Here is a 13,209-nt window from a genome sequence, read left to right on the forward strand (position 1 = left end):
CCCCTGCGACTTATCAGTCTGACTGGTGCAGACCCCGGCGCAGGGTGGCATCCCGCAACACGACCCCATATAGTGCTCACACTTGGCGCCTGATGGCGCGGACTCGACCACAGAGGCCCTCAACAACATCATGATGCAAACCATAGAGAGACAGATTGCCGGTGAGCTCAATGCTCGCCCGGAGCAGGTGCAGGCCGCAGTGCGCCTGCTGGATGAAGGCTCGACCGTGCCTTTTATCGCCCGTTACCGTAAAGAGGTGACCGGCGGTCTGGACGACAGCCAACTACGTACTCTGGAGAGCCGCCTCGGCTATCTGCGTGAACTGGAAGATCGCCGTCAGGTGATCATTCGCTCCATCGAAGAGCAGGGCAAACTGACCCCCGAGCTGATGCGCGAATTGAATGGCGCCGACAGCAAGACCCGGCTGGAAGATCTCTACCTCCCCTACAAGCCCAAGCGCCGCACCAAGGGACAGATGGCGATCGAAGCCGGGCTGGAGCCGCTTGCCAACCAGCTGCTCAGCGACCCGATGCAGGATCCCGAGCAAGCGGCGGCCGCCTTCCTCAATCCCGAACAGGGCATTGCCGACAGCAAAGCAGCCCTCGACGGCGCCCGCTATATCCTGATGGAGCGCTTCGCCGAGCAGGCCGACCTGCTGGAGAAGCTGCGCGACTACCTGTGGCAGAACGCCACCCTGCGCGCCCGCGTGGTGGCAGGCAAGGAGCAGGAAGGGGCAAAGTTCAAGGATTACTTCGAACACGACGAACCGCTGCACAAGGCCCCCTCCCACCGGGTGCTGGCCATGTTGCGCGGCCGCAATGAAGGGATCCTCAATCTGGCGCTGGTCACCAGTGACGACGAGAGTGCCAGCCCCTGCGAAGGGATCATTGCCCACCACCTCAAGCTCAATCTGCAGAACCGCCCGGCCGACAAATGGCTGCAGGGGGTGGTGAGCTGGACCTGGAAGATCAAGTTGTCGCTTCAGATGGAGACCGAGCTGATCGGCCGTATCCGCGAATCGGCAGAGGAGGAGGCGATCAAAGTGTTCGCCATGAACCTCAAAGATCTGCTGATGGCGGCCCCGGCCGGCATGCGCTGCACCATGGGGCTGGACCCGGGCATCCGCACCGGGATCAAGGTTGCCGTGGTGGATGCCACCGGCAAGCTAGTCGATCACGCAACCATCTATCCGTTCGAACCAAAACGCCAGATTGATCAGAGCCTCAAGACCCTGAGCGAGTTGTGCCAGAAACACAAGGTCGAGCTCATCAGCATCGGCAACGGTACCGCTTCGCGGGAGACCGACCGCCTGGTCAGCGACCTGTTCGAGCGCTACCCCGCAGCCAAGGCGCAGAAGATAGTGGTAAGCGAAGCGGGAGCCTCGGTCTACTCCGCCTCCGAACTCGCCTCCCAGGAGTTCCCGGATCTCGACGTCTCGATCCGTGGCGCAGTCTCCATCGCCCGCCGCCTGCAAGACCCGCTGGCCGAGCTGGTCAAGATCGACCCCAAGAGTATCGGGGTCGGCCAGTATCAGCACGACGTCGGCCAGAGCCAGCTGGCCCGCCGGCTGGATGCGGTGGTTGAGGATTGCGTGAACGCGGTCGGGGTCGATGTGAACACCGCCTCGGTCGCCCTGCTCAACCGGGTTTCCGGCCTCTCCCAGACGCTGGCCCAGAACATTGTCGCCTACCGGGATGAGCACGGCGCATTCAAGAGCCGTCAGCAGTTGCTGAAAGTGAGCCGACTTGGCCCCAAAGCCTTCGAACAGTGCGCCGGCTTCCTGCGCATTCGCGGCGGCAGCAATCCCCTCGACAGCTCGGCGGTGCACCCGGAGTCCTATCCGGTGGTGGAGCGGATCCTCGCCAAGCTGGAGCAGACAGTGGAGAGCCTGCTCGGCAACAGCAGCATGCTGCGCAGCCTGAAACCGGCCGATTACACCGATGAGCAATTCGGTGTGCCCACCGTCACCGACATCATCGGCGAGCTGGACAAGCCGGGCCGCGACCCGCGCCCTGAGTTCAAAACCGCGACCTTCAAGGAAGGGGTGGAGCAGATCAGCGACCTGGTGCCCGAGATGGTGCTGGAGGGGGTGGTCACCAACGTCACCAACTTCGGCGCCTTCGTCGATATCGGTGTTCATCAGGACGGTCTGGTGCACATCTCCTCCCTGACCGACCGTTTCGTCAAGGATCCCCGTGAGGTGGTCAAGGCGGGCGACATTGTGCGGGTCAAAGTGCTGGAGGTGGATGCCCCGCGCAAGCGGATCAGCCTGACCATGCGCCTCGACGAAAAGGCAGGGCAGCCCGCCCGCAAGCCGGCTGAAGCGCGCAACAGCAGTGCCGGCAACGCCAAACCAAGAAATGAGCCGCGCCAAAGCGCCCCAATGGGTGGTGCCATGGGCAACGCCTTCGCGGCAGCGCTCTCCAAAGCGAAAAAGTAACGACACCTTTCGGAACGCCTCTAAATGCAAAAAGCCCCGCAAGGGGCTTTTTTACACGCGAAGCTCAGGATCACTGCGTCAGGGCAGCAAGAATGCTCTCGGGCTCTCCATGCTGGGCCAGCACCTCCCGCAGTCGGTTGAATGCCTTGCAGGCCTCTTGCGGATACTTGCCGTAAGAGACGACGCCGGTGTGGCTCCAGCCTGCCGCCAGCATCACTTTCTTCTTGAAACTGGTTCCTTCAGTTCCCCCTCCTCCGAGCTGCATCAGAAACTGCTCCATCTGCAGGTGGGGGGGCGGTACACGGGAGAAGGTGGTGAAATCTTCCGCTTTGACTTCATCGAAATGCATGACAGCTCCTGTGAAATTGGAATGGACCTGATCTTCAGGTTAGTTGCAAAACAGGCAAAGCAGCTGAAAGTTTGGCGAGGGTGACTCAGATATGCAGACTGAGGGACTGGGTCGAGGCCGGGCTGACAGCCTGTCGATAGTGGCCAGCGATGACGCTGTTGCGCTTGTCCATATAGGCACTCAGCACACCGCCCGATTTCGCGCTCTGCTCGGCCATCAGCTCTTTGCGTGCCTTGGTTTCACTCGCGGCGGCGCTGCGCGCGACGGCCAAATCCTGCGCAGAAGGCTCGGCAGGCGCCAGCGCTGCAGAGCGGATCTGCTGCATCTTGGCGATGGTAGCGGCAGGGTCACCGGGTACGACACTGGTATCGATCTGGACTTCGCCACCCGTCGCATAACGCTTGCCATCCGGCCCTTGCGTAAACTGATAGGTGGGCGAGCTGGCGTACTCTCCACCCGCAGACTGGTGCGCCTGCTCGTGAGTGCGCACCTCCTTGTCACGCTCGACAAGATCCTGAACCTGCTGCTCTTGCCGCTGTTGCTGCTCCTGCTGTTTGGGATCTTGCTGCTTGCGCTGCCCATCCTCACCGGTGGCCTCGACAAAGCGATTATCTGGCAGTGTCGTCGGGGCTAATTGCCCGGTTTCACGGCTGTTCTGGGAGGTCTGATTGCTGGAGGCCTGACCGGCTTTGGATTTCTCTTTCTGGGAGCCGACTTCAGATTCGGCAACGGAGGCTTGGCCCGCCCGGGCCTGCGGGATCAGTTCTGCCCGGCGATTATCCGTCCTCGCCGCTTCCACTTGGGGTTGCAGCTGTGTCGGGATAAGGGGAGGCAGACTGACATTGATGTTCATCTCACACCCGGATGTCGATCAGGGTTCCCATCATATCGCTGGCGGTCTGCACTACCTTGGCTGAAGCGCCAGCCTGCTGCTCGGCCACCTTGAGATTGACAAGCTCATCGGTCACTTGCACCTGATCCCCGCTGGGGGTGTTGAGGCGGGCGATCTGATTGGATGCCTTGTCGGCAATCTGCTCGGCTCGCTGAAATCCCTGTACCCCGCTGTTGAAAGCAGAATCAATACGCATGGTGTTACTCCTCTGGTCACAGCTTAATTATCCGCCAGACCAGAGGATTAATGAAGCTTGCAGGCTGTTTTTTAGCCAACAAAATCTCGAACGATTTCAATGAATTCGTCAGGATAGGAGATAAAAGGTGCGTGTGAGGCCTTACTGAGGGTCACGCTACGGCTGGCAGGGTAGAGACCATCCAGCAGGGGAATAGCCGCCTTGGGCACCAATGAATCCAGTCGGCCATAGATCCGCAACCAGGGCAGATCGAGCTCCTGAAGCGGTTCGCGCAGATCAATCTCGGCCAACAGCGTCAGTCCAGCCTCGAGTGCGGCAAACTCGGGCGCTGGCCGCTCGGCCAGCCAGTGGCGCAACTGACGGATATCATCCCGGGCATGTTCGCTGCCCATCGCCTGGATCGCCAGAAAGCGCTCTATGGTCTGGCGAAAATCCCCCGCCAGCATCTGGTTGAAGCCGGTCAGAATCTTGGGGGCGATCCCCGGCCACTCATCACGGGCCATGAAACAGGGGGAGCTGGCCACGGTGATCAAGGAGTGCAGCCGCTCGGGATGCGTCAGCGCCAACTGGCTTGCCACCAGACCGCCGAGCGACCAGCCAAGCAGATGACACTTCTGCGGCAAGATGGCGACCACCTGCTCGGCAAGCCAGGGCAGGCTGTAATCCACCTCGTCTGCCAGCAGGCTGTTGCCAAAACCGGGCAAATCCACCAGATGAACCCGATAGTGGGGCGCCAACTGTTGGGCAATGCCATGCCAGACCGCACCATTCATCCCCCAACCGTGCAACAACACCAGATCGGGCCCCTGGCCAAACTGCTCTACCGATATGCTCATCTAGACTCAAGATCCCTGTTCATGCTCTTGGGGTCAGCATGTTAAAGCGACTGCTCGCTAAAGCAAGCCCGCTGCTCGGCAGCCACGGTGACTGGCAAGGGAGTTGCCTCCTCTGTCATCAACCTTGCGACAACGAGCCCCTGCTCTGCAGCTGGTGTCGGCAGGCGCTGCACCAGTCACAGCCGAGATGCCGCCTCTGCGCCGCACCGCTGACTGACTATATAGAAGAGAGCATACCGGTCTGCGGCCGCTGCCAGCGCAGACCTCCCCCCTGGGATCGGTTGCAGGTGATTGGCGACTACCAGGCTCCCTACCCCATGCTGATCCCCCGGCTCAAATATTCCGGCCAGATCCTGCTGGCGCCGCTACTGGCACGCCTCTTGGCCGATCATCTGGATGGCAGCAATCCGCCAGAAGCGATCATTCCGGTTCCCCTTCACTGGTGGCGGCAGTGGCGGCGTGGGTTCAATCAGGCGGAGGAGATCGCGCAAGCCCTTGGCGAGTTCACCTGCATTCCCTGCGACAACACCCTGCTGCAGCGCATCAAGGCGACCCCGCAACAAACAACCCTGAGCGCCGGGCAGCGGCGGCGCAATCTGCGCGGGGCATTCCGGATCCGCCCCCACCACTATCGCCATGTCGCCCTGCTCGATGACGTCGTGACCACAGGCGCCACCGCCGGTCAGCTCAGCCGTTTGCTCCATGAGAGCGGCATCACAAAGGTGGAAGTGTGGGCAATCTGTCGTACCCTGCGGCACAGCAAGTAGCCATCGGCATGCTACCCAAGCATTAATAACCGCGTTATCATGAATACCCTAGTCGTACACTCAGGTTTATGAGGATAGTGATGATCAGCATTTCCGACGCCGCCCAGGCCCATTTCCGTAAACTGCTGGAAAAACAGCCTGATGGCACCAATATCCGGGTGTTTGTGGTCAATCCGGGAACCCAGAATGCCGAGTGTGGCGTATCTTATTGCCCGCCCGATGCCGTGGACCCGGAAGATCAACACCTGCCCTTCAGTGGCTTCGACTGCATGGTTGATCCCCTGAGCGCCCCCTTCCTGGTGGATGCCACCATCGACTTCGTGACCGATCAGATGGGCTCCCAGCTCACCCTGAAAGCACCGAACGCCAAGATGCGTAAAGTGGCCGATGACGCGCCGTTGATCGAGCGCATCGAGTACGTGTTGATGTCCGAAGTGAACCCCATGCTGGCCGGTCACGGTGGCAAAGTCACCCTGGTCGAGCTGACTGAAGACAAACTGGCCATCCTGCAGTTTGGCGGCGGTTGCAACGGTTGCTCCATGGTCGATTACACCCTGAAAGAGGGGATCGAGAAACAGCTGCTGGAGAAATTCCCGGGTGAGCTCAACGGTGTGAAAGATGCCACCGAGCACCAGCGCGGCGACCACTCCTACTACTGATTTGCAGCCCTTGCAGCAAAGAAAAGGCCCCGCCATCTGGCGGGGCCTTTTGCATGGGCAATCGGCAGATTACTCGTCCTTCTTGTCTCGCGACAGCAGGGCGATGGCCGCCTCTTTCGGGTTCTTACCCTCGTAGAGCACCTTGAAGATCTGCTCGCAGATGGGCATCTCGACGCCGCAGCGGGCCGCCAGCAGATGCACCTCTTTGGTGTTGCGATGCCCCTCCACCACCTGACCGATCTCGGTCATGGCGGTGTTCACATCCTTGCCAGCCCCGAGGGCCAGCCCGAAGCGACGGTTGCGCGACTGGTTGTCGGTACATGTGAGCACCAGATCCCCGAGCCCCGCCATCCCCATAAAGGTTTTGGCATCGGCACCCAGCGCCGCACCCAGACGCTGCATCTCCACCAGACCCCGGGTGATGAGCGCGGTTCTGGCATTGGCGCCAAACCCGAGCCCGTCGGAGAGACCGGCACCGATGGCGATGACGTTCTTCACCGCCCCACCCAGCTGCAGACCGACGAAATCCGGATTGGTATAGACCCGGAACGAGCGGCCACAGTGCAGCAGATGGGAGAGATCGTCGGCGAACTCGTCGTGAGTCGAAGCGACCGAGATGGCGGTCGGCAGACCGGCAGCCAGCTCCTTGGCGAAGGTGGGACCGGAGATCACCGCCAGCGGTATCTCGTCACCCAGCACTTCACGGGCCACATCCTGCAGCAGACGGCCACTGTCCGGCTCCAGACCCTTGGTGGCCCAGGCGATACGGGTATCGGGGCGCAGGAAGGGTTTGATCCGGGTCAGCACATCGCCAAATACATGGCTTGGCACGACTAGCAGCAGCACGGGGGCAGCTTGTACCGCACGTTGCAGATCCGCAGTCAGCTGCAGATCGGCGGGAAAAGGGACATCAGGCAAAAATGCCTTGTTGCAGCGGTCTTGTTCCAGCTCGGCGACATGAGCAGGGTCGTGACCCCACAGCAGGGTCGGATGACCGTTGCGCGCCAGAGAAATGGCAAGGGCGGAGCCATAAGACCCCGCCCCCAAGACCGAGATAGCGATCTGGTCAGCCATTATCAGGCTTCCGCAGTCGCCTGCTGGGCCTGTGCTTGCGCCATGTGCTGGGCAAACAGGGCATCGAAGTTGACCGGTGCCAGGTTCAGCTGCGGGAAGGAACCCTTGCTCACCATGTTGGCCACGGCTTCGCGGGCATATGGGAACAGGATGTTCGGGCAGAAGGCAGCCAGGCAGTGAGCCAGTTGCGGCTCCGGCAGGTTACCGATGGTGAAGATACCGGCTTGCTGTACTTCGCACAGGAAGGCAGTTTCGGTTTCCAGTTTGCAGGTTACGGTCAGGGTCAGGACAACCTCGTACACGTTCTCAGCCAGGATGTTGGTCTTGGTATCCATATCCAGCTTGACGTCCGGTTGCCACTCTTTCTGGAAGATGTGCGGGGTGTTCGGCGCTTCGAAAGAGACATCCTTGGTGTAAACACGCTGGATGTGGAATTCCGGTTGTACTTCCTGGTTGTTGATCTCGTCAGCCATTTCGTTTGATTCCTTGTTATATGGATAAGTGGGCTCAGGCCCTGCTTAAATCAGCGTTTCTTGGTTACCGGCAGATTTTCTGCACGCCATTGGGCCATGCCACCGCCGAGCACATAAACCTGCTTGAAGCCAGCTTTGCTCAGCTGACGGCCCGCGCCGCCCGCAGTCATTCCCGACTCGCACACCACTATGATGGGGGCATCTTTATGCTTTTCAACCGGGCCCAGATTATTGCTCTGGATCTGGGTCAGCGGCAGGTGCTGGGCACCGGCCAGATGGCCCTTGGCGTACTCTTCCTGACTGCGAATATCCACCACGGTGGCATTCTCGCGGTTGATCAGCAGGGTCGCGGTGTGATTGTTGACGGTTTTTACCGGGGACAAACGGGCACGCACAGTGGTGTAAACCAGGGTGCCAGCCAGACCCAACCAGGCTGCGGTCAGCAGCGGGTTACGGGCCGCAAAATCCAAATACTCTTGCATCTTCTACTATCCAGGGACCAAGACAAGGGCCCGAGTATACATGGGGGTATTGATAAGATCAGCCATCTTGGCGGCAAAGCGCGAGCAGGCTCCCATCATCATTGGGCTGCGAGCATGGCAGGAAAGGCATGGCTTGCGGGGCCGCAGGAGCACCCCTTGGCTATCAGGTGACTATTTCGGCAGATGTAGTAATATTACGCTAGTTTCATTTCCCGCATTTTTTCCAATCCGAGAGGACATAGTCTTATGTCAACAGCTAAGAAACCTTTGGTTCTGGTCATCATGGACGGTTGGGGCTACAGCACCAAGCAAGAGCACAACGCCGTCGCTGCCGCCAAGACTCCCAACCTCGATCGTCTGGCCCGTGACTACACCAGCACCCTGATCTCCGGCTCCGGTCTGGACGTCGGTCTGCCGGATGGCCAGATGGGCAACTCCGAAGTGGGCCACGTCAACATCGGTGCCGGTCGCATCGTCTATCAGGAGCTGACCCGCATCTCCAAAGACATCCAGGACGGTGAATTCTTCCAGAACGTCGAGCTGGCCAAGGCTGTTGACGCTGCTGTGACCAACGGCAAAGCCGTTCACATCATGGGTCTGATGTCCCCGGGTGGCGTACACAGCCACGAAGAGCACATCATGGGCATGATCGAAATGGCTGCCAAGCGTGGCGCAGAGAAGATCTATCTGCACGCCTTCCTGGATGGCCGTGACGTTCCGCCGCGCTCCGCCCAGTCCTCCATCGAGCTGTTCGACGCCCTGTTCGCCAAGCTGGGCAAAGGTCGTTTCGCCTCCATGATCGGTCGTTACTTTGCCATGGACCGTGACAATCGCTGGGATCGCGTGCAGCAAGCCTATGACCTGATGACCCAGGGCAAGGGCGAGTTCACCGCCGAGAGCGCCACCGAAGCACTGGCTGCCGCCTATGCTCGCGACGAGAACGACGAGTTCGTCAAAGCCACCCGCATCGGCGAAGCTGCACCGATGGAAGATGGCGATGCGCTGATTTTCATGAACTTCCGTGCCGACCGTGCCCGTGAAATCACCCGCGCCTTCGTTGACACCGACTTCACCGGCTTCGCCCGTGCAGTCGAGCCGAAGCTGAACTTCGTGATGCTGACCGAATACGCGGCCGACATCAAAACTGCCTGTGCCTACCCGCCGACCGCTCTGGTCAACACCCTGGGTGAGTGGCTGGCCAAGCAGGGCAAGACCCAGCTGCGCATCTCCGAAACCGAGAAGTATGCTCACGTCACCTTCTTCTTCAACGGTGGCGAAGAGTCCTGCTTCACCGGCGAAGATCGCGAGATCGTGGCCAGCCCGAAAGTGGCGACCTATGACCTGCAGCCGGAAATGAGCTCCGAAGAGCTGACCGACAAGCTGGTTGCGGCCATCAAGAGCGGCAAGTACGACGTCATCATCTGTAACTACCCGAATGGCGACATGGTTGGTCACACCGGTGTGTTCGATGCCGCCGTCAAAGCGTGTGAAGCCGTTGACCACTGCATCGGTCGCGTGACCGACGCCCTGGCCGAAGTGGGTGGCGAGTGCCTGATCACTGCCGACCACGGTAACGCCGAGAAGATGCTGGACGAAGAGACTGGTCAGGCCCACACCGCCCACACCAATCTGCCGGTTCCGCTCATCTATTTCGGTCGCAAAGCCGAGGTAGTTGAAGGTGGCAAACTGTCCGATCTGGCCCCCACCATGCTGACCCTGATGGGTCTGCCGGTGCCGCCGGAAATGACTGGCAAGCCCCTGATGATTCTGAAATAATCCTTCCCCATGCGGGGATGCGAAGTTATTTCACAGAAAACCAGTCGCGTCGGCCTGTTGGCCGGCGCGCTGTTTTTTTGCCTGTCATTTGGCGCCAGCACACCGGCTTTGGCCGCCAATCAGCAGCTGGGGACCATGCAGTCCCAGATCAAGGAACAACAGCAGACCATCAAGCTCAGCAAGCAGGAGCTTGCCAAGCTAAATACCCAGCTCAAGGCTGACGAGCAGGCCATCTCAGCCGCCGCCGCCAAACTCAACCAGACCAGGCAGCAGTTGAAGCAGAACCAGCAGACGCTGGCGACCCTGCAAAAAGACAAGCTGGCGCTGGAAGTTCAAGCCAAACATCAAAAGCAGTTGCTGGCCAAGCAGGCGGAGAGCGCCTTTCAAGCGGGCAACCACGACTACCTCAAACTGCTGCTCAATCAGCAGGATCCGGCCAAACTGAGCCGCTCACTCGACTACTACGACTACCTCAACAAGGCCCGTATCGAGGCCATCGACGCCCTGCGCGTCACCCGTGACAAGCTGGCGAAAAACCAGCAGGCAACCAAAGAGACCGAGACCAGACTGCAGACCCTGCTTGCCGAACAGCAGGAGCATCACCAGACCCTGCTGGCCAGCCAGCAGAGCCGGGCCAAGGTGCGCAACCAGTTGCAGCAGTCGGTACAGGATGACGAGCAGAAGCTCACCAAGTTGGTCAAGGCGGAGAAAGCGCTGAAAGCTCGGCTGGAGGAGCTGCGCCGCAAGCGAGAAGAGCAGGAACGCCGTGAACGGGCCGAGCGGGAGCGGTTGGCCAAGCTGAAAGCGGAGCAGGAGCGTCAGCGCAAGCTGGCCGAACAGCGCCGCGCCGAGCAACAACGACTCGCCGCCCAGCAGAACAAAACCGTCAAACCGGCAGAACCGGCCGAAGAGGTAGCCAGCAGCAAACCGGAGCGCGGCTCGGGCATCAGCAGTGCCGGTCACTACAGTGGTCTCAAGACCAATGGCAGCCTGCGCTGGCCGGTGCAGGGACCGATCCTCATCTCCTACGGTTCACCGCGCACCGCCCAGCTCAAGTGGAAAGGCACCCTGATCGGCGCCAGCGAAGGAACCCAGGTCAAGGCTGTCGCACCGGGACAAGTGGTTTACGCCGACTGGCTCGACGGCTTCGGTATGCTGCTGGTGATCGACCACGGCAAGGGCTACATGAGCCTCTACGGTCACAATCAGTCGCTGCTGCGCCAAGTTGGCCAGAATGTGGAACAGGGTGAGCCGGTGGCGCTGGTCGGTGACAGTGGCGGTCAGGACAGACCGGGCCTCTACTTCGAAATTCGCTATCAGGGCGAGGCGATCAACCCAACCAAATGGCTGGCCAAGGGTTGAGTCAACCCAGCCGACAAGCCATCACACGCTCACTAGCAAAAGCCTGCATCACGCAGGCTTTTGTCGTTTCAGGAGCGCCCTCCCCACTGTCGGCCCCATTTGATGAAAAATTACCTAATTTTTCGCTCGGCTCAGGGGAAGACAACCAGACCGATCTGCTCCAGCAAGGTCTGCTGCTGATCCTCGTTGATCTGCACCCCTTGCAGATCGACCCGGCGCAGATCCAGCCCCGGCAGGTCGCACTGGCGCAGATCGCAGCCCTGCAGCTTGAAGCTGGTCCAGTCAATCTGGCCAAACTCGGAGCCGCTGAGATCGGAACCCGCCAGCGAGGCACCAAACAGGTTGGCCCCCTGCCAGCGGTTGCCGGTCAGCTCGCACTGTTCCAGCAGGCAGCCCTCGAAGCTGGCGTAGCTGAAGTTGTTGCCGGTCAGATGGGCCTCGCAGAAGTAGCTTTTGGCGGTGATCTGGTTGGCGAAGCTGGCGTGGCTGAAGTTGATACCGACCGCCTGACAGTCGCGCATCTCCAACCCCAGACACTGGGTGCGGCTGCAATCGGCCATGGTGAGATCGCAGCGCAGGAAGCTGGCCTCGCGCAGATCGCAACCCTGCAACAGGCAGCCCCGTTCGCTCTCCCGATCGTAGAAGCTGCAGTCGATGAAGCGGCTATCGCTCAAATCCAGCCAGGAGAAATTGCAGCCGATAAAGCGGCACTCCGAGAACTGCTCCCCCTCCACATCCTGTTGCTCGAACCGGACATCCACGAACTGCTTGCCTCTGATCATCGGAAAACTCCTGCAAAAACGGCTTCATATGCTGACTTTATCCGCCAAAAACGGTAATGTTACATGTAACATCCACCCTGGACACCCCTATGAGCCCCACCCGCAAGCGCCGCCCCACCCTGCAAGATATCGCCGACCAGACCGGCGTGACCAAGATGACTGTCAGCCGCTATCTGCGCGACCCGCAGACCGTAGCGGAGGGGACCCGCGAGCGGATCGCAGCTGTAGTGGAAGAGCTGGGTTATATCCCCAATCGGGCGCCGGATATTCTCTCCAACGCGACCAGCAAGGCGATCGGCATCCTGATCCCCTCACTTTCCAACCAGGTATTCTCGGCGGTGATCCATGGCATCGAGTCGGTAACCCGACCGGCCGGTTACCAGACCTTGCTGGCCCACTACGGCTACAGCCCGGAGCGGGAGGAGGAGCAGGTCGCGTCCCTGCTCTCCTATCACGTGGATGGGCTGATCCTCTCCGACAGCCAGCACACAGAGCGCACCCGCAAGATGATCGCCACCGCCGGCATTCCGGTGGTGGAGACCATGGATCTACCGCAAACCCCCATCGACATGGTGGTCGGCATGGACCATAGAGCCGCGGCCCGGGCCATGGTAACAGAGATGCTGCGCCGGGGCCGACGCAAGGTGGTCTATCTGGGGGCACGGCTCGACGTGCGCACCCAGCTGCGGATGGAGGGTTACTATCAGGCGATGACCGACTTCGGCCTCACCGGCCAGCATCTGCTGACCGAACAATCCTCCAGCTTCACCCTGGGGGGCGAGCTGCTGGATCAGGCGCTGGTACGCTATCCCGACCTCGACGGCCTGTTCTGCACCAACGATGACCTGGCGGTGGGCGCCTTGCTGCAGTGTCAGGCAAAGTGGATCCCGGTGCCCCAGCAGATCGCCATCGCCGGTTGCAACGCTCTCGACATCGGCCACGCCATGACCCCCAAACTGGCCAGTATCGCCACCCCGCGGGAAGCGATCGGCCGGGAGGCGGCCACCATGCTGCTGGCGCGTCTCAACGGCCAATCCCAACCCGACACCCGCAAGGATATCGGCTTCTCCCTCTATGTCGGGGAGAGTCTGGGGTAATCCCTTCCCTCACCCACTTAAGTC

14 protein-coding genes are annotated in these 13,209 nt (G+C 60.5%); 6 read left to right on the plus strand and 8 right to left on the minus strand.

Translation table 11 applies throughout. The annotated features are described in order from the left end of the window. Nucleotides 1-130 precede the first annotated feature (130 nt). Nucleotides 131-2,440, plus strand: coding sequence for a Tex family protein (locus AB5Y84_RS03915; protein WP_368176415.1), 2,310 nt, complete (start codon nt 131-133; stop codon nt 2,438-2,440). A 70-nt stretch (nt 2,441-2,510) separates the two neighbouring features. Here the strand turns inward: AB5Y84_RS03915 and AB5Y84_RS03920 are convergent, their stop codons facing one another. The 4 genes from AB5Y84_RS03920 to bioH form a co-directional block, all read right to left on the minus strand. Continuing rightward, entirely contained in the window at nt 2,511-2,789 is a 279-nt protein-coding gene (locus tag AB5Y84_RS03920) for a hypothetical protein (RefSeq protein WP_005355353.1), read from the minus strand. 85 nt (nt 2,790-2,874) lie between these two features. Further along, a complete protein-coding gene (locus AB5Y84_RS03925) occupies nt 2,875-3,642 on the minus strand; it encodes a putative metalloprotease CJM1_0395 family protein (protein ID WP_368176416.1) in 768 nt (255 codons plus the stop codon). A gap of 1 nt (nt 3,643) precedes the next feature. After that, on the minus strand, nt 3,644-3,877 hold the full coding sequence (locus AB5Y84_RS03930) for a flagellar basal body rod C-terminal domain-containing protein (RefSeq protein ID WP_005340632.1): 234 nt from the start codon (nt 3,875-3,877) through the stop codon (nt 3,644-3,646). 71 nt (nt 3,878-3,948) lie between these two features. Further along, nucleotides 3,949-4,713 (minus strand): pimeloyl-ACP methyl ester esterase BioH, encoded by a 765-nt coding sequence (bioH, locus tag AB5Y84_RS03935; protein WP_368176417.1) that lies wholly within the window; start codon nt 4,711-4,713, stop codon nt 3,949-3,951. A 38-nt stretch (nt 4,714-4,751) separates the two neighbouring features. Here bioH and AB5Y84_RS03940 point away from each other — a divergent pair, with 38 nt between their 5' ends. Both AB5Y84_RS03940 and nfuA read left to right on the plus strand, forming a co-directional pair. After that, nucleotides 4,752-5,480 carry a ComF family protein gene (locus AB5Y84_RS03940; RefSeq protein WP_368176418.1) on the plus strand — a complete coding sequence of 243 codons (729 nt, stop codon included), beginning with the start codon at nt 4,752-4,754 and terminating at the stop codon, nt 5,478-5,480. An 80-nt stretch (nt 5,481-5,560) separates the two neighbouring features. Further along, nucleotides 5,561-6,139 (plus strand): Fe-S biogenesis protein NfuA, encoded by a 579-nt coding sequence (nfuA, locus tag AB5Y84_RS03945; protein WP_005340636.1) that lies wholly within the window; start codon nt 5,561-5,563, stop codon nt 6,137-6,139. 69 nt (nt 6,140-6,208) lie between these two features. On the opposite strand, the gene gpsA is transcribed toward nfuA, so the two are convergent. The 3 genes from gpsA to AB5Y84_RS03960 are packed head-to-tail and all read right to left on the minus strand — an operon-like array spanning nt 6,209 to nt 8,168. Then, on the minus strand, nt 6,209-7,213 hold the full coding sequence (gene gpsA / locus AB5Y84_RS03950) for an NAD(P)H-dependent glycerol-3-phosphate dehydrogenase (RefSeq protein ID WP_368176419.1): 1,005 nt from the start codon (nt 7,211-7,213) through the stop codon (nt 6,209-6,211). Between the two features lie 2 nt (nt 7,214-7,215). Next, on the minus strand, nt 7,216-7,686 hold the full coding sequence (secB, locus tag AB5Y84_RS03955; RefSeq protein WP_005340639.1) for a protein-export chaperone SecB: 471 nt from the start codon (nt 7,684-7,686) through the stop codon (nt 7,216-7,218). 50 nt (nt 7,687-7,736) lie between these two features. Further along, nucleotides 7,737-8,168 (minus strand): rhodanese-like domain-containing protein, encoded by a 432-nt coding sequence (locus AB5Y84_RS03960; RefSeq protein WP_005340640.1) that lies wholly within the window; start codon nt 8,166-8,168, stop codon nt 7,737-7,739. Nucleotides 8,169-8,414: 246 nt separating this feature from the next. Between AB5Y84_RS03960 and gpmM the strand changes: the two genes are divergently transcribed. Both gpmM and envC read left to right on the plus strand, forming a co-directional pair. Next, entirely contained in the window at nt 8,415-9,944 is a 1,530-nt protein-coding gene (gene gpmM / locus AB5Y84_RS03965; RefSeq protein WP_005356867.1) for a 2,3-bisphosphoglycerate-independent phosphoglycerate mutase, read from the plus strand. Nucleotides 9,945-9,953: 9 nt separating this feature from the next. Further along, on the plus strand, nt 9,954-11,306 hold the full coding sequence (gene envC, locus AB5Y84_RS03970) for a murein hydrolase activator EnvC (protein ID WP_120416376.1): 1,353 nt from the start codon (nt 9,954-9,956) through the stop codon (nt 11,304-11,306). 131 nt (nt 11,307-11,437) lie between these two features. Here envC and AB5Y84_RS03975 read toward each other — a convergent pair whose 3' ends face one another. Further along, nucleotides 11,438-12,088, minus strand: coding sequence for a Qnr family pentapeptide repeat protein (locus tag AB5Y84_RS03975; RefSeq protein ID WP_368176420.1), 651 nt, complete (start codon nt 12,086-12,088; stop codon nt 11,438-11,440). 89 nt (nt 12,089-12,177) lie between these two features. Between AB5Y84_RS03975 and AB5Y84_RS03980 the strand changes: the two genes are divergently transcribed. After that, complete coding sequence (locus AB5Y84_RS03980; protein ID WP_076493932.1) at nt 12,178-13,185, plus strand: substrate-binding domain-containing protein; 1,008 nt, start codon at nt 12,178-12,180, stop codon at nt 13,183-13,185. Nucleotides 13,186-13,209 lie beyond the last annotated feature (24 nt).

It is taken from the genome of Aeromonas sp. s11 (assembly GCF_040907945.1).
GTDB lineage: Bacteria > Pseudomonadota > Gammaproteobacteria > Enterobacterales > Aeromonadaceae > Aeromonas > Aeromonas veronii.